The sequence below is a fragment of the Ruegeria sp. AM1 genome (genome assembly GCF_056540745.1).
Window position 1 is genome coordinate 189,251 of the sequence record NZ_JBQFXH010000002.1, and the last position, 26,207, is coordinate 215,457.

Sequence of the window (26,207 nt, forward strand, 5' to 3'; positions counted from 1 at the left end):
CACGGAAGGGAAAACCATGTCCGAACCTGCCGACCTCGTAGCCGAGATCGAAGCGCTGGAAAACAAGCTACAAGAGGCCAAGTCCTCGATCACCCGACGCTTTATCGGGCAGGAACAGGTCGTGGACCTGACCCTGACCGCGCTTTTGTGCGGCGGACATGCGCTGTTGATTGGTTTGCCGGGGCTGGGCAAGACGCGTCTGGTTGAGACGCTGTCGACCGTGATGGGCCTGCATGGCAATCGCATTCAGTTCACGCCCGACCTGATGCCTGCGGATATCCTTGGGTCCGAGGTTCTGGATACCGCCGACGATGGCAGCCGCCATTTCCGCTTTATCTCGGGGCCGATTTTTTGCGAACTGCTGATGGCGGATGAGATCAACCGCGCCAGCCCGCGGACCCAATCGGCGCTGTTGCAGGCGATGCAGGAACGCACTGTAACCGTTGCGGGCGAAGATCGCGCGCTGGGCGTACCCTTCCATGTGCTCGCGACGCAGAACCCGATCGAGCAAGAGGGAACCTATCCTCTGCCCGAGGCGCAGCTTGACCGCTTTCTGGTGCAGATCGACGTCGAATACCCTGATCGCCAGACCGAGCGGGACATTTTGCTGGCCACAACCGGTATCGAAGAAGACGAAGCGAATCAGATTTTCAGCAAAGAGGAACTGCTGGCTGCGCAGGTTCTGCTGCGCCGGATGCCGGTCGGGGAATCGGTGGTCGAACTGATCCTTGATCTGGTGCGCGCCTTCCGCCCGGATGAGGCAGGCGTGTCCGAACGTGTCGCCGAAACCGTGGCCTGGGGTCCCGGTCCACGTGCGGCACAGGCGTTGATGATGACTGTCCGGGCGCGGGCGATGCTGCAGGGCCGTCTGGCCCCGAACACCCAGGATGTGCTGGACATGGCGCGCCCGGTTCTCAGCCACCGGATGGCGCTGAACTTTGCGGCGCGCGCGCGCGGTGACAGTCTGGCAGAGCTGATCGAAACCACAGCAACCGGGTTGATCCGCACCGAGGCCGCAGCGTGAACGCCGCGCTCACCCTTCGTGAACGATCCGAGGCCGAAGCGTCCCGGCTGCCGCCCCTTCTGGCGCGGGCCGAGCATCTGGCTGGAACCGTTCTGTTGGGTGATCACGGTCGGCGGCGTGCGGGTCTGGGCGATGATTTCTGGCAATACCGCCCTGCGCAGATTGGCGACAGCCGCCGTCTGATTGATCATCGTCGGTCGGCGCGCGGGGATCAGCAATTCGTGCGGGAACGGGAATGGCAGATTGCTCAATCCATCATGCTGTGGGTCGATCAGGGGGCTTCGATGCGCTTTGCCTCGGGCAAGACCCTGCCAACCAAGATGGATCGCGCGCGTCTGCTGGGTCTGTCGACCGCGATCCTGTTGGTGCGCGGGGGTGAGCGGGTGGGCCTGACCGGCACAACGCTGCCGCCCCGGCGCGGCAATGCGCAAATTATCCGATTGGCGCAAGCCTGGTCGGAAGAGGCCGAGCGCGATTATCAACCCCCGGAACACCGCGCGATGATCCCACATGCGCGGGCGGTTTTCATTTCAGATTTTCTCGGGCCGCTGGATGAGGTCGAACTGGCACTCACCAAAGCTGCGGATCGTGGTGTGCGTGGTGCGCTGCTGCAAGTGCTGGACCCGGGCGAAGAGACGTTTCCCTATCGCGGGCGGACCATCTTTGAAAGCGTCGGCGGAACCGTCAATCATGAGACCCTGAAGGCAGGCGACCTACGCGACCGCTATCTGGATCGTCTTGCCGAACGCAAGGATGCGCTGACGCAGCTGTGCCGCGCAACCGGCTGGCAACTGGGCCAGCACCATACGGGTGACAGTGCGCAAGCAGCCCTGTTGTGGCTCTATCGCGCACTGGACGGGGGTGCCCGATGACGGTTCTTGGGGGTATCGGATTTACCGCACCATGGGTTTTGCTGGGCCTGCTGACCCTGCCGATCCTGTGGCTTATCCTGCGCGCGGTTCCACCTGCGCCGATCCGGCGTCTTTTCCCGGCGGTGACCCTTTTGCTTGGCCTCAAGGATGATGAGGCCGTATCAGATCGCACCCCATGGTGGTTGCTGTTGCTGCGGATGCTTGCGGCTGCGGCCATTATCATCGGTCTTGCGGGCCCGGTGCTGAACCCATCGCGGGATGACACGGGATCGGGGCCATTGCTTTTGGTTCTGGATGGCAGCTGGGCCGGAGCGTCGCGCTGGTCCGCCACCGTGGATCAGATCGATGCGCAATTGACCGAGGCAGGGCGCGCGGGCCGTCCCGTCTCGATCCTGCGTTTGACCGAACCCGAGGCCCCGGTGTTTCAGGCGGCCGAGGCGTGGCGTGGACGTTTGCCCGGACTGATCCCCATGCCGTGGCAGCCGACCGAGGCGCAGATCGGGCAGATCATCGCCCTGCTGGAGCAGGTTGACGGCGCGTTCGACACGCATTGGTTTACCGACGGGCTGGCCTATGAGGGGCATGATCTGGCGCTAACAGCGCTTCGGGCGCGGGGGGATGTCACGGTTTATCGGTCATCGGCCCCGGTGATGGCCATTCTGCCTGCGGCCTATCAGGATGGGGCTATCCAACTGACTGTCCAAAGGGCCGAGCCCGGTCCGCCAACCAGCGCAACGCTGCTGGCGCAGGGCCCGGACCCGGCGGGTGTCATGCGGGTTCTGCAATCGGTTGACGTTCAGTTTGACGGAGGCGCAACGCAGGCACAGGTCGATCTGGCCCTGCCTTCCGAGCTGCGCGCGCGGATCACCCGGTTTGAGATACAGGGCCAGCGCTCTGCCGGTGCCGTCACCCTGACCGATGACAGCCTGCGCCGGCGCGAAGTGGCCCTGATTGCTGGTGCGCTGAACCGCGAGGGGCTCGAGCTGCTGTCGCCGCTGCATTATCTGACGCAGGTGTTGATCCCAACAGCCGACTTTGTCGAGGGCGGGTTGCATGAGGTGCTGCCCGCGAACCCGGATGTAATCGTTCTGGCTGATGTGGCTAAACTGTCGGAAGCAGAACAGGCGGGTCTGATCGAGTGGGTTGAACAGGGCGGTCTTTTGCTGCGCTTTGCCGGTCCGCGTATGGCCGCCAGCGATCTTGGCCGTGATCAGGAAGACGCGCTGCTGCCGGTCCGCCTGCGCAGCGGAGGCCGTTCAGTGGGTGGCGCCATGAGTTGGGGCGAGGCCAAAGGTCTGGCACCGTTCACCGAAGCGTCCCCCTTTTACGGCTTGCAGATTCCGGATGATGTGACGGTTGGCACACAGGTCATGGCGCAACCAGACCCTAATCTTGCTGACCGCGTCATCGCCTCGTTGTCGGACGGCACGCCTTTGGTGACGCGAAAGGCGCTTGGTCTGGGTCAGGTGGTTCTGTTTCATGTGACGGCTGATGCAGAATGGTCCAGTCTGCCGCTGTCGGGCTTGTTCGTCGAAATGCTGGATCGTCTGGCCGTGGCCTCAGCCGCGAAATCGCGGCAAGAGGCTCAGCTGCAGGGCACCACATGGGAGCCGATTCAGGTTCTGGATGGCTTTGGCAGCCTGTCTGACGCGGGCAATCTGGCGGGTGTAGAGGGGACCCAGCTGATCTCGGGCACAATCGGGCCGGATCTGCGGCCCGGCCTTTATGAAAGCGGCAAGCAGAAGCTGGCGCTGAATGTCCTGTCCGAAGATGATGTTCTGACCCCTGTGTTTTGGCCTGCGGATATCCCGATCCGAGGACAGGAGGTCAGCAGCGAAACGCCGATTGGCGGGCTGTTGCTGAGCCTTGCGCTGATCTTGCTGACGGTGGATGTGATTGCCTCGCTCGCGCTGTCGGGCCGGCTGGGGCTGGCGCGGGCTGCAGCCATGGCGCTGGGCGCGGTTCTGCTGGTGCCCGATGCGCAGGCGCAGAGTGCGGATGAGACCGATTTTGCACTCGCTTCGACGCAAGAGCTGGTCCTGGCGCATGTGCTGACCGGAAACCGCGAGGTGGATGATATTGCACAGGCCGGGATGCGTGGGCTGGCGCAGACGCTGTTTTTCCGTACCTCCGTCGAACCCGCAGATCCTGTTGGTGTTGACCTGGAGCGTGATGAGCTTGCATTCTTTCCTTTGCTCTACTGGCCCATCTCGCCGGATCAACCGCAGCCCTCGGTCGAAGCCTATGGCAAGCTGAATGCCTATCTGCGGTCTGGCGGTATGATCCTGTTCGACACGCGTGATGCGGATGTGGCGGGTTTTGGTGTCTCCAGCCCCAATGGGCGCAAGCTGCAGCTGCTGGCCGAACCCCTGAACATCCCCGCATTAGAGCCTGTTCCTGGCGATCACGTGCTGACCCGTGCGTTCTATCTGTTGCAGGACTTTCCAGGCCGATATTCAGGCACCGAGGTCTGGGTCGAGGCCGCGCCACCGGATGCGGAACAGATCGAGGGGATGCCCTTTCGCAATCTCAATGACAACGTCACCCCGGTGGTGATCGGTGGCAATGACTGGGCCGGGGCCTGGGCTGTTGACCGAAATGGGCAGGCTTTGCTGCCGGTAGGGCGGGGATATGCCGGTGAGCGTCAGCGCGAGCTGGCAAACCGTTTTGGTGTCAATCTGGTGATGCATGTGCTGACCGGGAACTACAAATCCGATCAGGTCCACGTGCCCGCCCTTCTGGACAGGCTGGGACAATGACCGGAACCGTCATATTTGATCCGCTGATCCCGTGGCCCGTCTTGATGGTGGTTGCAGCCATTGCTGTGGTCGGGATCGGCTTGGCTCTTTGGCGCGGCTTGTCGGGCTGGGCTCTGCGCGGGCTGGCAGCCGTTGTTGTTCTGGCAGCACTGGCCGGCCCCGTTTATCAAGTCGAGGATCGCGCGCCCCTGACAGATATCGTGCTGATGCTTGAGGATGAGAGCGCGAGCCAAACCCTGTCAGATCGGGCCGATCAGACCGCGCGCGCCGCCGAAGAACTGGCGACGGAGATCGAATCCCGCGAAAACACAGAGCTGCGCCGTATCAAGGTTGGCGATGGGGATGGTGACGAAGGTACTCAGATCATGGCGGCCCTGAATGCAGCGCTTGCCGAAGAGCCTCGGGCGCGCATTGCCGGGATCATCGCCGTGTCAGACGGGATCGTCCACGACGTGGATCAGGCCCCTGATTTGCCCGCTCCCATGCACCTTATCCAGACCGGCCGCGCCGAGGATTGGGATCGCCGCCTGATTGTGCAAAACGCCCCCGCTTTTGCGATTATCGGGGAACCCGTAACCCTGACCCTGCGGGTCGAAGATAGTGGAGCAGCCCCGGCAGGTGCATCAACCGCGCCGCTTGAGATTTCAGTGGATGGGGGCGACCCGGAACAATTCAGCATCCCCATCGGCGCGGATGTCGAGCTGCCGATCACACTGCCCCATGGGGGCCGCAATGTCATTCAGTTCTCGGTGCCGCAGGCCGAGGGTGAGCTGACCGACCGCAACAACACCGCCCTGATCCAGATGAACGGCGTGCGTGACCGGCTGCGCGTGTTGTTGGTATCGGGAGAACCGCATCCCGGGGGCAGGACCTGGCGGAACCTGTTGAAATCCGACAGCTCGGTTGATTTGGTGCATTTCACCATTCTGCGCCCGCCTGAGAAGCAGGATGGTGTTCCGGTGGATGAGCTTTCGCTGATCGCCTTCCCGACCCGAGAGCTGTTTCTGGAAAAGATCAACGATTTCGATCTGATCATCTTTGATCGCTACAAACGGCGCGGCATCCTGCCGGCGATCTATCTAGACAACGTCACCAGCTATATCAACGAAGGTGGTGCTGTTTTGGTCGCGGCAGGTCCCGACTTTGCGACAGCCGACAGTATCTTCCGCTCACCCCTTGCGCCGGTTCTGCCTGCCCAGCCCACCGCACGGGTGATCGAGGAACGTTATGTCCCCATGGTCACCGATCTGGGTGAGCGGCATCCTGTGACCACCGATCTCGGCGACTCAGGGGAATGGGGGGCATGGCTGCGGCAGGTTGATGTCAAACACCGCTCGGGCGAGTTGTTGATGACAGGGTTGGACGACCGCCCGCTTCTGGTTCTGGATCGCGTGGGCGAGGGTCGCGTGGCTTTGCTGGCGTCGGATCATGCGTGGTTGTGGAGCCGGGGCTTTGAAGGCGGCGGGCCGCAGCTGGAATTGCTGCGCCGTCTGGCGCATTGGATGATGAAAGAGCCCGAGCTTGAGGAAGAGGCGCTGTGGGCCGAGGCCAACGGCCAGTCCATGCGCATCATCCGCCAGACGCTTGAGGAAGAGGTTGGGCCCGTGACCATAACACGGCCCAATGGCGAAACGCTGGACGTGACGCTGGAAGAGCTGTCTCCGGGCCGTTTTGAGGCACAGTATTTCGGGCCCGAGATTGGTCTTTATCGCCTGCAGGAGGGGGATCACAGCGCGGTCATTGGCCTTGGTCCTGCGGCACCCAAAGAGTTCGAGCGCACGATTGCAACCGCCGACATTCTGGAACCGGCCCTTGATCAGATGCGCGGCGGTGTGATCCGGGCCGAGGATGGGATGCCGTCGATCCGCAATGTTCGTGCGGGCCGTCCGGCGGTTGGGCGCGGCTGGATCGGTCTGACACCCCGCAACGCCTATGAAACCCGCGATGTCACACAGGCAGGACTGTTGCCGCCATGGCTGGTATTGCTGTTGGCTGGCGGCTTCCTGTTGGCGGGTTGGCTGCGAGAGGGGCGACGCTAGCGCCTGATCCAAGGGCTATTTGATCTGGATTGAGACCCGGTCGGATTGTCCTTGTGCATCCACCACCACCAGCGAAGCAAAGCCCCGACCCGGGTTGGGTATCTCAAACTCTCGCTTGCGTTGATCCGTTGCAACCGGAACCCCGTCGGCGAGGATCGAGAACGGATAAGCCCCGCCGCGCAGTTTAACCGTCAGCGGATCGCCTTCGGTCACTAACACGGCGCCATCCGGCGGAAACAGCAGTTGCGGGGCCGCCGGATCATCGGCAAAGGCCGCCGATCGGGGGCGGAACCGTTGCAGCGGAGGCGGCAGTTCTGCGCCGCTGACGATAAGTGTTTCAGGTGGCGGCGGGCGCAGCGGTGTAAAACCGGGTTTCAGGCGGCCAAAGGCGTCAAACAGAACCGGCGCAGCCAAATCGCCGCCGAAGGCCCCCGGGACGGGCGTTCCATCCGCTCGACCCAGCCAAACGCCAATCACATGCGCGCCGTCATAACCGATGGCCCAGGCATCGCGATGCCCATAAGACGTGCCGGTTTTATACGCCAGCACGCCGGATGGGGCCCCCGGCGGTGGCGTCAGCCCGGACAGGATACTGCTGATCTGCCACGCAGCAGGTTTCGACAAAACGCGCCGTGCTAGAGCCTGATCCGCAAGTTCCAGATGGTACAGCTCGGGGCCCTGACCCCCTGCCGCAAGCGTTGTGTAAAGCTGAACCAGATCATGCAGGCTGAGCCCGACGCCCCCAAGCGAAATTGCGAGCCCGGGTGCGCCGCCGGGCAGGGTGGGCTCACCACCCGCTGCCCTGAGGGCGCTCATCACCCGCGCTGGGCCTAGTTCATGGGTCAGGCGGACAACCGGGATATTCAGCGAAAGTTGCAGCGCCTCGCGCACCCGGATGTCGCCGCGAAACACACCGTCGAAATTGCGCGGTGCATAGCGGCCAAACATGACCGGGCTGTCGCTGATCTGCGTCTCAGGATGGGCCAGCCCCTGATCAAACGCCAAGCCATAGATGAGCGGTTTCAAGGTCGATCCCGGCGAGCGGATCGCCGTGGTCATATCCACAAATCCCTGACGCTGATCGGCATAGCCCGCCGATCCGACCGAGGCGAGGATTTCCCCGCTGCGATGGTCCGCGACGATCAGCGCGCCCGAGACCCGCGGACCTGCCGCCGCTGCGGCCTGTGCGACCAGAGGCTCAAGCTGGGCCTGCAACATCGCATTCAAGGTCAGATCATGGGTCTCTAGCTGTGGGTGCTGGTAGCGGGTTCTGTCGGTCAGATGGGCGGCCAGACGGGGAAAGGGGCGCATATCGGCGGGTATGGCTTCGGTCAGCGCGGCATCCGCCTGGGCCCCGCTGAGGATACCCTGAGACTGCATGCGCCGCAGAACACGGTCGCGGGCACGCCGCGCAGCTTGCGGGTTGCGATCCGGTCGCCGCACCTCGGGCGACTGAGGCAGTGCCACCAGCAGCGCCGCCTGTGCCGGGGTCAGGCGAATGGGGTCTTTCCCGAACCAGGCGCGGGTGCCTGCGCGAATACCCTCCAGATTTCCGCCATAGGGCGCGTGGGTCAGATAGAGCGTCAGAATCTCGGTCTTGCTCAGACGTTGTTCCAGTGCCAAAGCGACTCTAATCTGGCGAATTTTACCATTCCAGCGCCCGGTTGAGCCGTTTTCCAGCAGCCGCGCGACCTGCATGGTCAGCGTCGAGCCGCCCGAAACAGCGCCCCCGTTCCAGATCGCCTGCCCTGTTGCCCGCACCAGTGCCATCGGGTCAATGCCGGAATGCGACCAAAAGCGTTTATCTTCATAGCGCACCAGCATATCGACAAAATCTCGGTCCACCGGACCGGGCCGCAACCGCCAGATGCCGTCCTCGACCGGAAAGGCGCGCAACAGCACGCCGTTTCTGTCCCGCATCTCAACCGAGCTTTCGGCAAGGATCGGCGGCAGCTCGGTTCTGTCAACCCATCGCTGCAACTGATCGCGGGTGACCGCTGTCAGATACAGAAGTGCCGCAAGGCACAGAAGCAGACGGGTGGCCCTAGGCATCTACCCAGCCCTCCCAAAGGTCAGGATAGTGGGTAACAAAGTCTGACGGGTGAACCTCCAGCATGACTGCACAATTGGACGAGCGATAGTGAACCCGATCGGGCGTTGGGCTGGAATATGTCTGATCCAGCCTTTTGAGCGTGGCCAGATCCGGTGTCAGCCAAGCCGCGTGAATCTCAGCGGTCCCGCCAGTGTTCAGCCGGACACGGCGCAGCGGGATCAGGTTGGTTGCAGGGGTAAAACTCAGGTCCAGGTCGATGCATGCAGCCGTGCCCGGTTGCACCCTGTCGTTCAGATGCCAGCCATCGTCAGCGCGGTTCAGGCGCAGGGCGATGTCGCGGCCGCCTACCTCTCCTCCGACATTTGCCGATAGGCTGCGCCACTCGGTGTCGCACCGGATGTCATAGGTCAGCGCGTTGTCTGATCCCGCGTCGTGCCAGATCGCCTGACCCACCAGTATCCAGCCCTGTTCCAGTTTCGACAGTGTGCAGCGGTCGGTGCCCTGCATATCCAGCCGTCGCCAATGGGCGGTGGCGACGGCGGTGCGCCCTGTCATTCTACCGCGACCCGCCCGGTCTCGGTTCGGGCGCGGTTTTGCGGGCGATACATATCCTCGACCGAGGCGGCGGGGTGATGGAACACACCCGGCGTCACGGCGCGGGCCACATAGGCCAGCGTGACAGGTTGGCGGCCAAAGGCGTCAACCGCCGCCAAAAACCGGTCCGAGCGAAATTCGGTATGGGTGGCCTCAGACAGGGTCAGCCAGTCCATGGCCCGCACATCGCCCGAGCGCAGCAGGTTCGGATTGTCGATCTCGATACCTGCGGCCAACGGATCATCGATCATCAGGCGCGCGCCGCCATCTTCGAAGGGTGTAACCGTCAGGACGGTGACAAAGCGGTCCCCGACCCCAAAGCTTGAGGCATCCAGTTCCTCGCCTTCCATCGAGAAGTACTGGCGGGTGATCGCATAGCCCGTACCACCCGCCTCGGGCGCAACCTCTGGAATGCCCGAAACGGTGAGGGTGATATCGGTGCTTTGACCATCGGATGCGGTGATGTTCAGTGCGTCATCTGTGCCGGTCTCCAGCACCTGTACAAACGGGCCGTCGACCGGTGCGCCATTGACCCGCAGCCCCGATTGTTCCGGGGTCGAAGTCAACGCATGGGCGGCCAGCAGGGACCACGTGGCCTCTTGCGTGGACAGGTTGGTGCGCCCGGCGCTGACCCGCTGGATCAGAGAGGGTTGATCAATCACCTCGCTGCCAGCGTTGACCGCGAGGGTCAGCAATCCGGCTGCATCGCGTAAGGATGTGCCATAATCGGCGCGCCAGATGCTTTGATCCTGCGACGTATTGCGCGCCAGCAGCTGGGCGGCACGGTTGAACATCGCATCTGCGCGGGTCTGATCGCCATAAGCCGCAAGCGCGGCACCCAACTGGGCGGCTGCCATCGGCGTATCAAAGGCATCGCCTTTGACATCGGCATAATACCGCAAATCACCCATCGATGCGGCCCCTTCACGGGCCAGAACCATCAGGGCATAGGCGATATCTTCACCCCCCCTGTCGAAATCGGGGGCATAGTTGATGCGGTTGCGCAGGTTGTCCATGGCCTGTGCAAAGGCCCGGTTTGGAACCCCATGCCCCTGCGCCTTTGCGCGTGAAAGGAAGTCGGTGACATAGGCATCCAGCCAGAAATCACCACTTTCGGCGCGCCACAGACCAAAGGCACCGTTCGAGGCCTGACGCGTCAGCACACCCCGGATCGAGTCCGCAATGCGTTGATCGACAGCCGGGCCGTTGCCCAGCCCCGAGGCCTGTGCAACCGAGGACAAATACAGCAAAGGCAGCGCCCGGCTGGTGATCTGTTCCGTGCAGCCGTAGGGATAGCGGTCAAGCTGATCCAGCAGGCCCGGCGTATTGAACTTGGCCAGCGCTCCGGCGGTCAAGATCGCCTTGACCGAGCCCGGCCGGAACCCGTCGAACACATCCTGCGAGAACAGGAAACTGTCACCCGAACCCAGCGAAAACCTCCGTGTCAGAGCCACAATAGGATCGTTGGAGCGGACCGGCATGCGCAAGGTCTGTGACAGGTCGCGCCCGTCCGGGGTGGTGATGGAGACGCTGATTTCGGGGTCGCCAGCCACATTGGCCTTGATCGGCACCTCAAAGACGGTCTTGCCGCCGGGTTGCAGTGTGAACCTGCCCGGAACCGCGCCAAGCTCAAGATCGGCTGAGGCGGTCACGCCCAGAGCCATATCACCTGCGGGGCCATCGGCATGGACGATCTCAAGCAACATCCTGCTTTGATCCCCTGGCGCCAGGAAACGCGGCAGGCTGGCCGTGACAACAACCGGATCACGCACGATCATCTCGGCTTCGGCCTGGCCAACGGCCTGTTTGGACCACGCAACCGCCATCAGGCGCACCGTGCCGTTGAATGCAGGCAGCGGGATATCGATCTCGGCCTCGCCGTTGGCATCGACTTGAACCGGGCCGCTGAACACAGCCATCAGATCCTGCGTGGGCGGCGGAGACTGCCGCCGCATCCCGGAATCAGCGTCGCCGCCGGACCGCACAGTGCCCATCGCGCCGTTCATGCCGTCAATCAGGCGGCCATAGACATCGCGCAGTTCCACACCCAGCCGGCGTTGCCCGAAATAGTAGCCCTGCGGGTCGGGGCTCTGGAAACCGGTGAGGTTCAGAATGCCCACATCCACCGCTGCCAGCGTCAGCCAGACCGGATCGCCTGCGCCAGTATTCTCGACCCTAATACGGGCTTTTTGCGTTTGTCTGGGCGCGGTAACCTCGGGCACGTCGATAGCAACGGCCAGCTTGCGGTCTGCCGGGTCAACTGTGGCATGGGCAACACCCATCGCGCGCGCCGGGTTCTGCCCTGCTGCGACATCCATCGGCCGGATCACGGTTGCAGTCACATAAGCGCCCGCCCCCCATTCTTCGGTCACGTCGAGCGAGATGAGGCTTTCACCTTCGGGAACCTCGACCATCTTCCGTTCGATCAGCCGATTTGACAGCACATCGATCTGGGCAACGCCCGCCATGCGCGGAACGATCCGCAGCTGCGCCGTGTCACCCGCGCGATAGCTGTCGCGATCCAGCGACATCTCCAACCGGTCGGGCGAGCTTGAGGCGTCAGAAGTCTGATACCAACCGGCGTAAAAGTCGATGGCAGTTTCGGTATAGGTCCCGTCTATGCTCTGCACGACCAGCTCATACCGGCCCCAGTCGACGGGCTGCTCCAGCGTCAGAGGTTCTGAGGTGAAACTGACCTCACCCGTTGCAATACGGGTGCGGCGTGTTGTGGGTTCCCAATTCCAGTTACCATAAAGCTGGTACCACTGATACCGCGTCTCGACCCGGTTCAAGGTCCAACGCAACTGCATCGGTTCGGGCTGAAGATCGGGGGACAGACCAACAATCTGAAATCCGGCTTCGCTGCCTTCGGGGATGACATCATCAAACAGCGGCTTGATCCCGATGACGGGCTGCGGCGGCAGGACGGGTGCGGTCACGCGGCGCTCGACCGGGCGGCCTGATCCATCGGCCAGACGGGCAATTACCGTGGCCTCGATGGGTTTGCCTTCGGTCTCCAGCACCGGGATTTCGATGGGAAGGGTCGCAAGACCTGATGCATCCGTGCGGGCATTGCCGAAATAGGTGGTTTTGGTCGACACTTCGGCGTCATAGCGGCCAAAGCGGTATCCGTCATATCCCGGCACATTCTCAGCCGGGCGCGCGATGACCTGCCCGTCAATGCTCAGGTCCGACCCCGGTGCGCCAAACAGATACCGCGCCTCAATCGTCAGCGGAGGGCTGTCGCCCGGTCGCAGCCGAGCGTTGGGTAGCGTCAGATCAAAATCGATGCGTTCGGGCAGAAAATCTTCGACCAGAACGGTTGTCCGGGCCAGTGCATCGCCTTTGGGGTCGGACTTGACCTCAACCCGCCACGCGCCGCGTGGTACATCGGCGGCAACCGGCAGGGCAAAAACATGCCCACCTGCCACGCCGCCATCAGAGGTGATGCGGCGATATTCCACCCCGTCGGGGCGGTACAGGATTGCGATCAGCGGCAGACCCTCAATTGCGTCGGCAGTTCCATCGCGCGACAGGGCGGTCAGGTGGATCGTTTCACCCGCGCGATATGCACCACGGTCACTGGTTAGGAATACGTCGACCGGTCCGGCAGGGGCCCGGCCTTCGACACCCCGGTCAGACAGGTCAAAGGCAGGATCGGTGAGCGACAGAAAGCTTAGATCAGCCTCTCCGTCCGTGGCCATCACTAACGCAGGCGCGCTGGCCCCCTTGCCACGGGTCAGACCGGGATCGAACCGGGCATATCCGGTTGCGTCGGTCTGTGCGGTGGCAACAACCGCGTTGGCCTGCGAGATCAGCGAGACCTCGACCCCGGCGCGCGGCTCGGCATCGTGCAGGCCCTGAACGGTTACATGCAAACCATCAGTGCCCTGCGCGGTGCTGATCCCCAGATCGGACAGGACAAACCACTGCGTCGCTCCCGGATCGTCATAGGGGTCTGCCCCCGGCACGCGCGCGGTCAGCGCATAGATGCCCGCAGGCTGGTCTGCGATGGCCTCAGCCATCGGCAGGCGGGCGGTCATATCCTGGTTCAGTTCCGACGCGACCTCGGCCGTTCCGGTCCAGATATCTTCGGCGATCTCGTCCGAGAACTCCTGTTCCTGCCACTGGCTGAGGGGGCGGCCAAAGAAATCCTGCTGTACCGCGCGCAGCAGGTTGCGGTCGCTGATCCGGCGCAAGGTCAGGTCCAGCGCGGTGACATTGACGGTTTCCACCGGCAGCGCCGCATCCGCAGATTTGGGCAGCACATAGCTGCGGCCCGGAAAACGGACCGAAGGCACGCGGTCGCGCACGTAATGGGTCAGTTCGACATCCCTGTGCAACAGCTCGCCAGAGGTCGAAGGCAGGCCCTGCCGCACGGTCATGCGATAGCGTTTGCCATGTTCAACCCCATCCACGCACAGTTGCGATCCATCCGCCTGCACCACCAGCCCTGTGTCGTCGCGCTGCACAAACGGGTCATAGTCGATCCCAGCCTTGACCAGCTTTTCAGAAAACTCGATGCAGATACGCGGCGCGGCGGCGTTGCTTTCGACGCTGCTGTCGACAACGCGGAACCCGTATTTCGCGATGGCCTGATCCAGCGCGGTTTGCACATCCTCGCGCGGTTGCACCTGCTGGGCCAACCGCAATGTGGGCACCATATCCCGCCCGCGTTCGACCTCTTCCAGCGCATCGGCCAGAACCATCAGGGCGGCCACCTGCATACCGGGGTTTTCCGCCCGCAGATACCCGTTGATCGCCGCACTCAGCGCGCGATTTCGCATCTCTCTTTTTTCGTTCCAGCCCGAGGGCGAGACCTCGAGCAGTAACCGGGCATATTCAACCCATAGATCGGGCGCATCGCTGAGCGAGACGGCGATGCCCGTCCACTGCATGGCCTGTGTGATGTTGTTGGTCGCCCGCGCGGCGCTCAGCACGGCGTCAAGGTCCTGTCCACCCGCGCTGTGGGTAAAGCCAAGCTCGCGCGCTTGGATTTGGGCGCGCTCAAGATCGGCATTGCCCAAAAACGCAAGCGCCTGGGCCCGTGTTCCCGACAGGCTCAGCACCTGTTGCGGGGTCGTGATTTTTTGCGCCGACAACGCCCCGGCATAGGGCTCCTGCCGGTTCACACCGCTTTTGGGAAAGCAGGCGTTGGAGCGGGTGTTATAGGTAAAGGCCGTGCAGCTTTGATTAGCCGAACAGGCCTGAATGCACGATTTCAAATCAGTGTCGAACAACGCATCAAGGTCTGCGCCATAAAAATCGGAATCGCGCGTCGTGATATAGCGAAACTCCGGTGCCGCCGATTGGGCAAGAGCCCCGGAAATCTGAAGAAAAATTGAAATAAAAGAAGCAGTTAAAGTCAAAACAAAGCGGTGCATAGCAACCTCCTATTTGCGCGGAGCGTTGCATGGAGCACATTGGGATTGCAACGCTTAAACACTTCTTCACGCTCTGCCGGAATGCTGTCAGCGCACTGACCCGGGATGACAATGATGAGTCTTGCTGAAAAACTTGCAATGGAACGGCGCGCCCGACTGGCTGCGGAGCGGATGCTGGACCTCAAACAGGCCGAGCTGTCGGCGGCCAATCGCAAGCTGGGACGCCATGCAATCGCTCTGACGCGTCAGATTGACGAGACCCAGGCCGAGGTGGCGACAGTTCGCGACGAGAACGAAAAGGTGAAATCTGACCTGACCGTCGCAAATGCCAAGATCGAGGTGGCGGAACGCCGCCTATGGCACTCGATCCAGACTATTCAGGACGGTTTTGCGTTTTTTGACGGGGACAGCCGTCTGATCGGGGCGAACACGGCCTATCTGAGTGTCTTTGAAGGGTTGGATGAGGTCGCGCCCGGTATCCCCTATGACCGTCTGCTGGAGATTATGACCAGTGAGGGTATCGTCGATATCGACCCTGAACCGGCCGAGGACTGGCTGCAACGCATGCAGGCGCGCTGGGCACGAACGCAGCCTCAGCCCGTGGTGATCCAGCTGTGGAATGGCCACTATATCAAGCTGATCGACCAGCGTGGGCAGGGCGGGGATGTTGTCAGCCTTGCACTGAATATTACGTCATCTGTTCGGCACGAAACCGAACTGCGCGCGGCGCGCGAACGGGCTGAGGCCGCCAGCCGCGCGAAATCGGCCTTTCTGGCGAATATGAGCCACGAGATCCGCACGCCGATGAACGGAATTGTCGGCATGACCGAATTGCTGACCGAAACTCCGCTTACCGAAGAACAAAGGCTGTATGTCAACACGATCCGCAACTCGGGTGAGGCGTTGCTGGTCATCATCAACGACGTGCTCGACTATTCCAAGATCGAGGCGGACAAGCTGACGCTGCACCCCGAACAGTTCGATCTTGAGCGTTGCATCCTTGAGGTGGCCATGCTGTTGCAACCCAGTGTGCGCGACAAGGGGCTGACCCTGCTGGTCGATTATGACCTGTTCCTGCCGACGCTTTTTGTAGGCGATCCGGGGCGGGTTCGGCAAATCCTTACAAATCTTGTGGGCAACGCTGTGAAGTTCACATCGCAGGGTCACGTCCTGGTCCGCGTGACGGGGGTGCCGAACATCGATGCGCAAAGCTGCGATATTCATATCGCGATCGAGGATACAGGCATCGGGATCGCGCCGGACAAGATTGCGCATATTTTTGGTGAGTTTAATCAGGTCGAAGACGCGCAAAACCGCGAGTTCGAAGGCACCGGTCTGGGTCTGGCCATCACCAAAAGGCTGATTACCATGATGGGCGGCACTGTCTGGGTCGAAAGTGATCCGGGTGCCGGGGCGTGTTTCGGATTTCGGATGACATTGCCCACAGCAGAGGGCCCGCAACCTGCGCCGCCTGATCTGGCGGGCCGGTTGCAGCATGTTCTGGTGGTCGAAGACATGGCCGTCAATCGTGCAATCCTGACCAAACAATTGCGGCGGCTGGGATCCAGGGTGACGGTCTGCGCCTCCGGGTCCGAGGCGGTCTCTGCAATGGAGGGATCGGTTGATCTGATCCTGTGCGATCACGATCTGCCGGATATGGACGGGCTGGAACTGGCCGCGACCCTTTGCGACCGGGGCTGGGGCGACGTTCCCATCGTCGTGATGTCGGCTAATCCGGGAGTGATCCATGCCGATCCGGCGCATCGTCTGATCGAAGGTGTGCTGCAAAAGCCCATTCCGCGGGCCGAGCTATATTCGCGCCTTCTGGCCCTTGGCGCCCCGGGATTTTCGGCACCCGATGAGACTAAGGATAAGGCCAGTGCGCCTGCGCCGCCGCTCAAAGATCAGGAAAAGCGCATCATGCGCGTTTTAGCGGCTGAGGATAACCGCACCAATCAGCTGATCCTAAGCAAGATGACCAGGGCCCTGCACATTGATCTGCGTTTTGTGGGCAATGGGCTGGAGGCCGTCGAAACCTATCAGAGCTTTGATCCCGATCTGATCCTGATGGACATCTCAATGCCCAAGCTGGATGGCAAACAGGCCACCGGCGAAATCCGCAGGCTTGAGATCGGGACCGGTCGGCATGTCCCGATTGTTGCGCTCACAGCCCATGCGCTCAGCGGTGATGACGAAGGTATTCTGGCCGCCGGGTTGGATCACTATCTGACCAAGCCACTGCATAAAAAGCTAATTTGTGAGGTGATCGTGGACCATTGCCCCACGGATGCGCGCCCCGTGCTTGCTGAGCCCGAGGGGGATGGCTAATATTGCCTTATGACCGCAGACAAAGGTTTCCGGCCCCGCGCATTGGGTGAGATCGCCATCCGCTGCTCTGATATGGCGGCTATGGTCGACTTCTACGAAACGGTTATCGGGCTGGAGCGTCTGCGCGGAGACCATCGCAGCACCATCACCTTTTTTCGTATCGCCGAAGGGTTTGGCGGCCATACGCAGGTTCTGGCCCTGTTTCAGCACGACGCCACCGCGCGACCTGCACCCTTAGGTGGCGACGGGTCCACGCTGCACCATATTGCTCTGTCATTGCCGTTTTCTGAGCAGGATGCCGTGATGCGCTGGTACGATGAAATCGATCAACCCTATCGTGTCGAGGAATTCGGCTGGATTGGCTGGCGCGGTGTCTTCACTCAGGACCCCGAAGGGAACACCGTTGAGCTGGTCGCTTATGACGACTCGCTGCTGGATCAGGCCTGATAGGGGCGGACAAAGACCGGCTTGTCGGGTTCGGACAGGTCGGGCCGATAGGCGTAACCGCCGGTGTCGAAATCTCGCAACCCGTCCGGATCGGTTAGCCTGTGCTGAATGACATAGCGCGCCATGGCACCGCGCGCCCGTTTGGCAAAAAAGCTGACAATCTTCGGTGTGCCGGCTTTGTCTTCCATAAACACCGGCGTGATCACGCGCAGCTTTAGAGCATCCAGATCCACCGCACCGAAATATTCCTGACTGGCGCAGTTCACCAGAACATCTGTGCTGGTCTCATCCGCCTGCGCGTTCAATGCCTTGCTCAGCTGATCGCGCCAGTATTCATACAGGTTCTTTCCGCGCCGGGTTTTCAATTTGCTGCCCATCTCAAGGCGATAGGCCTGAATGGCATCCATCGGGCGCAAAACGCCATAGAGACCAGACAGGATACGCAGATGATCCTGCGCCCAGCCCATTTCCTCAGCGTCCAAAGATGCCGCCTCAAGGCCCAGATAGGTATCGCCCGCAAAGGCAAGCGCAGCCGGCCGGGTCAGGTCCGCTGTGGGTGCATCTGAAAAATCGCGATAGCGGTCGCGGTTCAGCCGGGCCAGATCATCGCTCAGGCTCATCAGTTTTTTCAAATCACGCAGGGTCAGGTTGCGGGCGGTTTTCGACAGCCGGTTGGCGTCTTCGAGAAAGGCAGGTTCGGTTGTTGCAACCTCCCGTTCTGCCCAATCCAGCCGTTTGGCCGGGGAAATCACTACCAGCATATCTGCCCTCACTCTCGCCCGCTCCGGCGTATCTAGCCCGCCATCTGCAGGACGTCCAGAAACGCGGCCCCAAATCGTTCGGCGCGGCGTTCGCCCAGCAGCTGTTCCAGCGCGCGCGCATCGCCTCTGCGCATCTGCGCCACCTTGGCCAGTTGCGAGGCAGAGCAGGTCAGCGGCTTGTCGATCCCATCCGGGCCGCGGGACAGTTGCGATTGCACCTCAAGCAGCCGGTCATAAATTTCGCCCTGATCCCGCCCGGCCAGCTTGCGCCGGGCCGGGTGGAGGGCCGCGGCCTCTCCGGCGATCACCTCAAGGAAGGTATCGCCGTAGCGTTCTAGTTTCTTGGCCCCAACGCCGCCGATCCGCGCCATATCGTCCAGTGTCGCGGGGCGTTTTTCGGCCATCTCGATCAGGGTGCGATCAGGAAAGATGACATAGGCGGGAACGCGGGCAGATTCCGCCAGCGCCCGGCGTTTGGCCTTGAGCGCGGACAGCAAGGGCGCGTCTTCTTCGGCAACCATCGCCTTGACCGCTGGTCGCCTTGTGGCCTTGCGGATCGTATCCTTGCGCAGGTCGATCTGAGCCTCACCCTTAAGGATGGGTTTGGCGGCTTCGGTCATGCGCAGCGCGCCGTGGCGTTCAGGATCGGGGCGCACCAGATCATGGCCCATCATCTGGCGGAATATGGCCTGCCATTGCGGGCGCGACCACTCTTTGCCGATCCCATAAGTGGATAGCGCATCATGGCGGCGTGCGCGGATTTTGTCGGTCTCATTGCCAAGCAGAATGTCGATCAAATGACCCGCGCCGAACCATTCTTCGGTGCGCAGAATGGCCGACAGGGCCATGCGCACCGGTGTCGTGCCGTCAAAAACCTCGGGCGGGGTGTCGCACAGATCGCATTTGCCGCAGGGCTCGGCCTGCTCACCGAAGTAACCCAGCAGGGTCTGGCGACGGCATTTCAGAGCTTCGGCCAGCCCCAGCAACGCATTCAGCCGCGTGTGATCAGCCATGCGCCGCTCGGGCGGGGCCAGCCCTTCGTCGATCTGCGACCGGCGCAGGCGGATGTCGTCAGGGCCAAACAGGGTCAGCGTTTCTGCGGGGCCACCATCGCGCCCGGCACGCCCGATTTCCTGATAGTAAGCTTCGATAGACTTGGGCAAATCCGCATGGGCGACCCAGCGGATGTCAGGTTTGTCGATCCCCATGCCAAAGGCGACCGTGGCGACGACGATCAGCCCGTCTTCGCGGGCAAAGCGGGTCTCGACGATGCGACGATCCTCGGCCTCCATCCCGCCGTGGTAATGGCAGGCCGAATGCCCCTCGGCGCGCAGGGCCTGGGCCAGCACCTCGGTCTTGTTGCGGGTGCCGCAATAGACGATGCCGGATTGGGTTTTGCGGGCTGCGGCAAAATCGAGGATTTGCTTGCGCGGCCCATCCTTGGCACCAAAGGCCAGATGAATGTTGGGACGGTCGAACCCGCGCAGGAACTTGCGCGGTTGGATGCCATCGAACAGCTTTTCGACGATCTCATCCTGGGTTTCAGCGTCTGCGGTAGCCGTAAAGGCCGCCAGGGGGACGTTCAGGGCGCGCCGCAGCTCTCCGATGCGCAGATAATCGGGGCGGAAATCATGGCCCCACTGGCTGACGCAATGCGCCTCATCCACGGCAATCAGGTTGACATTGATCCTGCGCAGCATGCCCAGCGCCGACCCGGCAGCCAGACGTTCGGGCGCCATATAGAGCAGTTTCAGCCGCCCGGCCTCGAGCGCGTCCCAAACCGCATCGGTTTCTTCGGGCGTGTTGCCCGAGGTCAGCGCACCGGCTTCAACCCCAGCCTCTTGTAGCCCACGCACCTGATCACGCATCAGGGCGATCAGCGGCGAGATCACCACCGTCACCCCGTCGCGTAGCAGTGCAGGGATCTGAAAACAAAGGGATTTACCACCGCCCGTCGGCATGATGGCCAGCACGTTTTCACCCGCGGTTACAGCGTCGACAATCTCCTCCTGCCCGGGGCGGAAGGCGTCGAATCCAAAGACATCTCGCAGCAAAGGCGCGGAGTCGAACATCTGCGGGGTGGCCCTGTTTTATGGTTTAACTGCTCTTAAGGCAGGACCATCACATACTAAGATTCGGTGAACAAGAGGTCAGACGAAATAGACCGCGTTGTTGATCAGGATAATCCGCAGCGCATAGACCCCGATCAGCACCACCAGAGGTGTGAGATCGAGACCACCCATATTGGGCAGGATGCGTCGAATGGGACCATAAATAGGTTCCAGAATGCGATTCAGACCATACCAGATTTGCGCGACCAGCTGTTGATGCAGGTTCAGAACCTGAAAGTTGATCAACCAGCTCATGATCACATGGGCCAGAATGATGAACCAGACAATGTCCAGGATCAGCAACAGGATTTGGATCAGCGACAGCATGGGGCCTCCGTATTCACATCACACGAGACCTAAGCGCCCCTGTGCCAAAGAGCAAGGCTACACCAACTGAAAGCTTGCGAATTGCCCCAAAGCCACGTCTTATGACGAAAAAGAAAAACAGGGGCAGAAATGGCTGAAATATCCAAGCGCAAGCGCATTTGGGGATGGTGGTTTTTTGACTGGGCCAGCCAGCCTTATCATTCGCTGCTGGTGACCTTTGTCTTTGGCCCTTATTTCGCGGGCGTCGCGGCAGGTTACTTCTCGGGGACCGGGCTGGATGCGCAGGCCGCAGCGGCGCGCGCGCAAACGGTTTGGGCCAACTGCCTGACCATCACCGGGCTGATCATCGCGTTTGGTGCGCCTCTGCTGGGCGCGCTGGCGGATGTGTCGGGTCGGCGCATTCCATGGATTTTTGCGTTCTCGGTAATGTACGCGGTGGGGTCAGCCGCGCTTTGGTACACGATGCCGGATGGCTCGAACATGTGGCTGATGCTGTCAGCCTTTGGCCTTGGCTTTGTGGGGGCGGAATACGCGCTGATCTTTATTAACTCTCAGTTGCCCGATCTGGGCGACGACGAAGAAGTGGGTGAGATTTCGGGGTCGGGCTTTGCCTTCGGCTATTTCGGGGGGCTGATCTCTCTGGCGATTATGCTGCTGTTGTTTGTTGAACAACCCAACGGCAAGACTCTGATCGGGATGGACCCGATATTTGGTCTGGACGCTGCTGCGCAAGAGGGGACCCGCTTTGTCGGACCGTTCACTGCTGGATGGTTCATTCTGTTCATGGTGCCCTATTTCCTTTGGGTGCGTGACGACCCCGACAGTAGCAAACATGGCGGCCTGGGCGAGGCGCTGCGCCTGCTGGGGAAATCCGTTTCCGATCTGCGCCATCGGGTCAGCCTAGCGACCTATCTTGGGTCATCCATGTTTTATCGCGACGCGCTGAACGGGCTTTACAGTTTTGGTGGTGTCTATGCGCGGCTGGTGCTGGAATGGGACCTGATCAAGATCGGCGTGTTTGGAATTGTCAGCGTTCTGGCCTCGGCCATCTTCGCCTGGATCGGGGGCAAGCTGGATCGCAAATACGGCCCTAAACCGGTTATTTTGGTCGCAATCTGGGTGTTGATCTTTGTCTGCGTCACCGTGGTCTCGATGGATCGGACGCAGATTTACGGGATCAGCCTGCCCGAAGGGTCGGGCCTGCCGGATATGGTTTTCTTTGGCTGCGGCATCCTGATTGGCGGCATGGGGGGCGTTCTGCAGTCGGCCAGCCGGTCGATGATGGTGCGCCATACCGATTCGGCGGCCCCGGTCGAGAGCTTTGGCCTCTATGGCCTATCGGGTCGGGCGACGGCATTTGTTGCACCGCTGTTGATCGGGATTGTCACGACCGCCACCGGAAATGCGCGGTTGGGGGTGTCTCCGATCATTCTGTTGTTTATTCTGGGGCTGATCCTGATGCGCTGGGTGAAGCCGGAAGGAGATCAGAGCAAATGAATTTGATACGTTTTATCGCAATTCTTGCCGCCTTGACGCTGACCGGCACTGCCGGGGCAGAGCCGCTGGCAAAGCAGCTGTTCGGGGCGCAAAAGCAGAGTTCGCAGCAGAAACCTGCGGCCTTCGGCAGCTATTCGCGCGGATGCGCGGCCGGTTCGGTGCAACTGCCGGAAACAGGGGCGACATGGCAGGCCATGCGCCTGTCGCGTAATCGCAACTGGGGGCATCCCGAGGCGATCGATTATGTGCAGGATCTGAGCAAATTCGCGGCGCGGCAGCCGGGATGGAATGGCCTCTATATTGGGGATATCAGCCAACCGCGGGGCGGTCCGATGACGTCAGGGCATCGCAGTCATCAGCTGGGGCTGGATATCGATATCTGGATGCTGCCGGGCGACAATATGCGTCTCAGCCGTAAGGCGCGCGAGAATATTTCGTCCATATCACTGCGCCGTGCGAATGGGGCCTATGTGAATGGAAACTGGACCAAGCAGCACCACGCCGTGTTGCGCGAAGCCGCCAAGGACAAACGCGTCGCGCGGATTTTTGTGTTTCCGGGGGCCAAGGTGCAGATGTGCAATGACGAAAAAGGCAACCGCGCCTATCTGCGCAAGATCAGGCCCTGGTGGGGGCATCATTATCATTTTCATGTTCGTCTGAAATGCCCCAAGGGCTCGAAAGGTTGCGTCAATCAGGATGCGCCGCCCAAAGGGGATGGCTGCGCCGAGGCGCAACAATGGGTGCGCAACATTCTGAACCCGCCGCCACCTGATCCAAACGCGCCGCCGCCCAAGAAACGCCGCGAATACCGCCTGTCAGATTTGCCTCAGCAATGCACCTCGGTTTTGCAGTCCAACTGATCGCCGCGCTGCTGGCCACATCTGTCTGGGCGGTCGAAGTTCGCACCGCGACGCATCTCGGCAGCTATGCCTGGCGTGGGGATGATGACTGGTTCGGCGGGTTTTCGGCGCTTCATATGTTGGAAGACGGCCAACAGGTGATTGCGCTGAGCGATCGGTCGATGCTTGTGACAGCGCGTATCCACCGCGACGGGGGTGAGATCACAGGGACAGACATCACCGGCCATTGGCCGGTTCTGTCCAGCAAAGGGCGTACTCTGACAGGGCGCGCGGGGGATTCCGAAGGCATCGCCGTGGCCCCTGACGGGTCGCTTTATATCTCATTCGAAGGCGTGCACCGTGTGGCGCAGTATACGGCGCCAGGGGCCAAGGCGCGCGTCTTGCCGCGCCCCAGTGCGTTTGAGGCGCTGGACATCAACGGCTCATTCGAAGGGCTGGCGATAGATGATCAGGGCCGTCTTTATACCCTGACCGAAAAAAGCCGGACCGCGCAGGGTGATATTCCGGTTTATCGATGGGACGGCCAGCGCTGGTCGACCCCCTTTGTACTGCCTCCACAGGACGGGTTTCTTCCGGTTGCCGCGGATTTCGGGCCGGATGGCCGGTTCTATGTGCTCGAACGATCTGTATCGCTGTTGGGGTTCCGCTCGCGCCTGCGTCGCTGGCAGATCACGGATGACATGCCCCATGCCGAAGAGATCCTGTTTGAAACCGGCACCGGGACCCATGACAACCTCGAAGGTCTGTCCGTCTGGCGCGATCCACAGGGGCGTTTGCGCGCCACGATGATCTCGGATGACAACTTTCTGGCGATTTTGCGCACCGAGCTGGTTGAGTATCTGCTGCCGGAATGACTTGCCAAACATAAAACAAGCGTCTAGAAGCGCGGCTTGCCTTGGGATGAGCCTGGGGCCAAGTCGCCGCTACCTTGTCAAAACGGGCATCAAAACATGCAACGCGCTTACATTCCCGGCATTATTGCCATGGCCGCCATTGTTGTGGCTTCAAACATTCTGGTCCAGTTCCTGATCTTTGACGGGCTGTTGACCTGGGGTGCTTTCACCTATCCGCTGGCCTTTCTGGTCACTGACATCATGAACCGCGTCTACGGCGTGGCCACCGCCCGCAAGGTTGTGTTTGCAGGGTTCATCACCGGCATCATCTGCTCGCTGATCGGCAGCCAGATCATGCTGCAAGGTGACGGTTTCACCTATGCCGCCGTTCCGCTGCGCATTGCCGTTGCGTCGGGCACCGCCTTCCTGATCGCCCAGCTGACAGACGTTACAGTGTTTAACTCGCTACGTGGCGGGCGCTGGTGGCGTGCGCCGCTGGTGTCCACTCTGGTTGGCTCTGCACTGGACACGGCGCTGTTCTTCACGATTGCCTTCTCAGCCTCGGTTGCGTTCTTCGGAGCAAACGCTGATGCGGCAATCAGCTGGGCGTGGGAGCCCGTGCCCTTTATGCTGTCCGGTCCGATGGCCCCACTATGGGTGACGCTGGCCTTTGCTGACTGGCTGGTGAAACTGTCGCTGGCGCTGATCGCCCTGATCCCGTTCAAAGTGATCGTCGCCCGCCTGACCCCTGCGCAGCCTGCGTAAAAAAATGCTTTGAGATTGGCACAACTTGTGTCACGCTCCTTGTTAACCGCAACAGTTAGAAAAGGAGGTGATCCAGTGTCGAGAAAGAGATTGGAGAGAGGTGTCGGAACAACCGGGGGGATCGCCTGTTAGGGCAGCCCTTGGCGGAGCGCTCGCTCCGGCTGGTCGATTGATCTAACCGACCCGACCTCCTGAACTTTCGAAGGGCCGTCCCACCGGGGCGGCCCTTTCTGTTTCCGCCCGTGCCTTGTAAGGTCGCGCCCATGTTGCGCATCACCGACGATATCACCCTGCAGGACTGGGAACTGACCGAGAGCTTTGTGCGCTCGTCCGGTCCCGGCGGGCAGAATGTCAACAAGGTCTCGACTGCGGTTGAACTGCGGTTCGAAGCTGCGCGCTCGCCCTCGTTGCCCGATCCGGTAAAGACCCGGCTGCGCCGTTTGGCCGGGCGGCGTTGGACCAAAGAGGGTGCGATCATCATTCAGTGCGAGGAAACCCGCAGCCAGGCGCGCAACCGCGAGATCGCCCGCACCCGGCTGGCCGAGCTTATCGCGCGGGCGCTGGTCAAGCCCAAGCGGCGCATTCCGACAAAGCCCACCCGCGGGTCCGTCAAACGGCGGCTGGCTGCCAAAAAGGCGCGGTCGGATGTCAAAACGCTGCGCGGAAAGGTCTCGGAAGATTAATCTGGTATCTTTCCAAGGCGTTGCTACTCTGCGCTCTATAGGCGGCAGGGGGTATAGCCATGCGGTTGGCGGGAAAAACGGCACTTGTGACCGGCGGAGCGTCCGGGTTCGGCGCAGGGATCGCGCAGAAATTCCTGACGCAGGGCGCGCGCGTTATGATTGCCGATATCAACGATGATGCCGCCCGCAAGATGGCCGCTGCACTTGGCCCGAATGCCATTCCCCAACAGGTCGACGTCTCAAATGCAAGCTCCGTTCAGGCCATGGCAGCGGCTGTTACTGAGGCGTTCGGATCGCTCGACATTCTTGTGAATAATGCGGGTACGACCCATATGCCCACGCCGTTGGACGAGGTCAGCGAAGACGATTTTGACCGGGTGTGTGCCGTGAACATGAAGTCCGTCTATCTGACTGCGCGCGCCTTTGTTCCCGATATGAAAACGCGCGGCACAGGTGCGATCCTGAATGTCGCCTCAACGGCGGGGTTGTCTCCGCGTCCGAACCTCAACTGGTACAATGCCTCTAAGGGCTGGATGATCACCGCCACCAAGGCGATGGCGGTGGAATTGGCCCCGATGGGCGTGCGCGTGAACGCGATTTGTCCTGTCGCGGGCGAAACGCCCATGCTGAAATCCTTCATGGGTGAGGATACGCCCGAAATGCGGGCCAAGTTTCTGTCCACCATCCCGCTGGGCCGCTTCTCAACCCCCGAGGATATGGCCAACGCGGCCCTCTTTCTGTGTTCGGATGAGGCCAGCATGATCACCGGCGTCGCGATGGAGGTGGACGGTGGCCGCTGTATCTGATCCGCTCAATCTCTGGCCCAAAAAATCCCAGCGGGAGGTACCGCGTAAGCGCGCTCTGACCCCA

At 61.5% G+C, this 26,207-nt stretch carries 18 protein-coding genes; 12 read left to right on the forward strand and 6 right to left on the reverse strand.

Features of this window, described 5'->3' with window-relative positions:
* Positions 1–16 precede the first annotated feature (16 nt).
* From ACR0I7_RS08770 to ACR0I7_RS08785, 4 genes are read left to right on the forward strand one after another with little or no spacing between them, the layout of a single operon-like run.
* Positions 17–1,024, forward strand: a complete 1,008-nt coding sequence (locus ACR0I7_RS08770) for an AAA family ATPase (protein WP_480510082.1) — start codon at positions 17–19, stop codon at positions 1,022–1,024.
* On the forward strand, positions 1,021–1,896 hold the full coding sequence (locus ACR0I7_RS08775; protein ID WP_480510084.1) for a DUF58 domain-containing protein: 876 nt from the start codon (positions 1,021–1,023) through the stop codon (positions 1,894–1,896). The genes ACR0I7_RS08770 and ACR0I7_RS08775 overlap by 4 nt, the downstream gene beginning before the upstream one ends.
* The gene (locus ACR0I7_RS08780; protein WP_480510086.1) at positions 1,893–4,655 is read left to right on the forward strand and encodes a DUF4159 domain-containing protein; all 2,763 of its coding nucleotides are present in this window, start codon (positions 1,893–1,895) and stop codon (positions 4,653–4,655) included. The genes ACR0I7_RS08775 and ACR0I7_RS08780 overlap by 4 nt, the downstream gene beginning before the upstream one ends.
* Positions 4,652–6,694, forward strand: coding sequence for a hypothetical protein (locus ACR0I7_RS08785; RefSeq protein WP_480510088.1), 2,043 nt, complete (start codon positions 4,652–4,654; stop codon positions 6,692–6,694). The genes ACR0I7_RS08780 and ACR0I7_RS08785 overlap by 4 nt, the downstream gene beginning before the upstream one ends.
* A 15-nt stretch (positions 6,695–6,709) precedes the next feature.
* Here ACR0I7_RS08785 and pbpC read toward each other — a convergent pair whose 3' ends face one another.
* The 3 genes from pbpC to ACR0I7_RS08800 are packed head-to-tail and all read right to left on the reverse strand — an operon-like array spanning position 6,710 to position 14,725.
* Positions 6,710–8,746 carry a penicillin-binding protein 1C gene (gene pbpC / locus ACR0I7_RS08790; RefSeq protein WP_480510090.1) on the reverse strand — a complete coding sequence of 679 codons (2,037 nt, stop codon included), beginning with the start codon at positions 8,744–8,746 and terminating at the stop codon, positions 6,710–6,712.
* Positions 8,739–9,302: a putative glycolipid-binding domain-containing protein gene (locus ACR0I7_RS08795; protein WP_480510092.1), complete on the reverse strand. Its 564-nt coding sequence runs from the start codon at positions 9,300–9,302 to the stop codon at positions 8,739–8,741. The genes pbpC and ACR0I7_RS08795 overlap by 8 nt, the downstream gene beginning before the upstream one ends.
* Positions 9,299–14,725 carry an alpha-2-macroglobulin family protein gene (locus ACR0I7_RS08800; RefSeq protein ID WP_480510094.1) on the reverse strand — a complete coding sequence of 1,809 codons (5,427 nt, stop codon included), beginning with the start codon at positions 14,723–14,725 and terminating at the stop codon, positions 9,299–9,301. The genes ACR0I7_RS08795 and ACR0I7_RS08800 overlap by 4 nt, the downstream gene beginning before the upstream one ends.
* Before the next feature lie 114 nt (positions 14,726–14,839).
* Here ACR0I7_RS08800 and ACR0I7_RS08805 point away from each other — a divergent pair, with 114 nt between their 5' ends.
* Both ACR0I7_RS08805 and ACR0I7_RS08810 read left to right on the forward strand, forming a co-directional pair.
* Positions 14,840–17,053, forward strand: a complete 2,214-nt coding sequence (locus ACR0I7_RS08805) for a response regulator (RefSeq protein ID WP_480510096.1) — start codon at positions 14,840–14,842, stop codon at positions 17,051–17,053.
* 9 nt (positions 17,054–17,062) lie between these two features.
* Positions 17,063–17,500, forward strand: coding sequence for a VOC family protein (locus ACR0I7_RS08810; protein ID WP_480510098.1), 438 nt, complete (start codon positions 17,063–17,065; stop codon positions 17,498–17,500).
* On the opposite strand, the gene yaaA is transcribed toward ACR0I7_RS08810, so the two are convergent.
* From yaaA to ACR0I7_RS08825, 3 genes are all read right to left on the reverse strand, one after another.
* Positions 17,491–18,261 carry a peroxide stress protein YaaA gene (yaaA, locus tag ACR0I7_RS08815; protein WP_480510100.1) on the reverse strand — a complete coding sequence of 257 codons (771 nt, stop codon included), beginning with the start codon at positions 18,259–18,261 and terminating at the stop codon, positions 17,491–17,493. The genes ACR0I7_RS08810 and yaaA overlap by 10 nt on opposite strands.
* A 32-nt stretch (positions 18,262–18,293) precedes the next feature.
* Positions 18,294–20,333 carry a DNA helicase RecQ gene (gene recQ / locus ACR0I7_RS08820; RefSeq protein WP_480510102.1) on the reverse strand — a complete coding sequence of 680 codons (2,040 nt, stop codon included), beginning with the start codon at positions 20,331–20,333 and terminating at the stop codon, positions 18,294–18,296.
* A gap of 78 nt (positions 20,334–20,411) precedes the next feature.
* Complete coding sequence (locus ACR0I7_RS08825) at positions 20,412–20,699, reverse strand: YggT family protein (RefSeq protein ID WP_480510104.1); 288 nt, start codon at positions 20,697–20,699, stop codon at positions 20,412–20,414.
* A gap of 129 nt (positions 20,700–20,828) precedes the next feature.
* On the opposite strand from ACR0I7_RS08825, the gene ACR0I7_RS08830 reads away from it, so the two are divergent.
* The 6 genes from ACR0I7_RS08830 to ACR0I7_RS08855 all read left to right on the forward strand — a co-directional run bounded on the left by ACR0I7_RS08830 (position 20,829) and on the right by ACR0I7_RS08855 (position 26,143).
* Positions 20,829–22,196: an MFS transporter gene (locus ACR0I7_RS08830; protein WP_480510105.1), complete on the forward strand. Its 1,368-nt coding sequence runs from the start codon at positions 20,829–20,831 to the stop codon at positions 22,194–22,196.
* Positions 22,193–23,056 (forward strand): penicillin-insensitive murein endopeptidase, encoded by an 864-nt coding sequence (mepA, locus tag ACR0I7_RS08835; RefSeq protein WP_480510107.1) that lies wholly within the window; start codon positions 22,193–22,195, stop codon positions 23,054–23,056. The genes ACR0I7_RS08830 and mepA overlap by 4 nt, the downstream gene beginning before the upstream one ends.
* Positions 23,029–23,910: an esterase-like activity of phytase family protein gene (locus tag ACR0I7_RS08840; protein WP_480510109.1), complete on the forward strand. Its 882-nt coding sequence runs from the start codon at positions 23,029–23,031 to the stop codon at positions 23,908–23,910. The genes mepA and ACR0I7_RS08840 overlap by 28 nt, the downstream gene beginning before the upstream one ends.
* A gap of 96 nt (positions 23,911–24,006) precedes the next feature.
* Complete coding sequence (locus ACR0I7_RS08845; protein WP_480510111.1) at positions 24,007–24,654, forward strand: queuosine precursor transporter; 648 nt, start codon at positions 24,007–24,009, stop codon at positions 24,652–24,654.
* 263 nt (positions 24,655–24,917) lie between these two features.
* A complete protein-coding gene (gene arfB / locus ACR0I7_RS08850; protein WP_480510113.1) occupies positions 24,918–25,337 on the forward strand; it encodes an alternative ribosome rescue aminoacyl-tRNA hydrolase ArfB in 420 nt (139 codons plus the stop codon).
* A gap of 59 nt (positions 25,338–25,396) precedes the next feature.
* Positions 25,397–26,143, forward strand: a complete 747-nt coding sequence (locus ACR0I7_RS08855; protein ID WP_480510115.1) for an SDR family oxidoreductase — start codon at positions 25,397–25,399, stop codon at positions 26,141–26,143.
* Positions 26,144–26,207 lie beyond the last annotated feature (64 nt).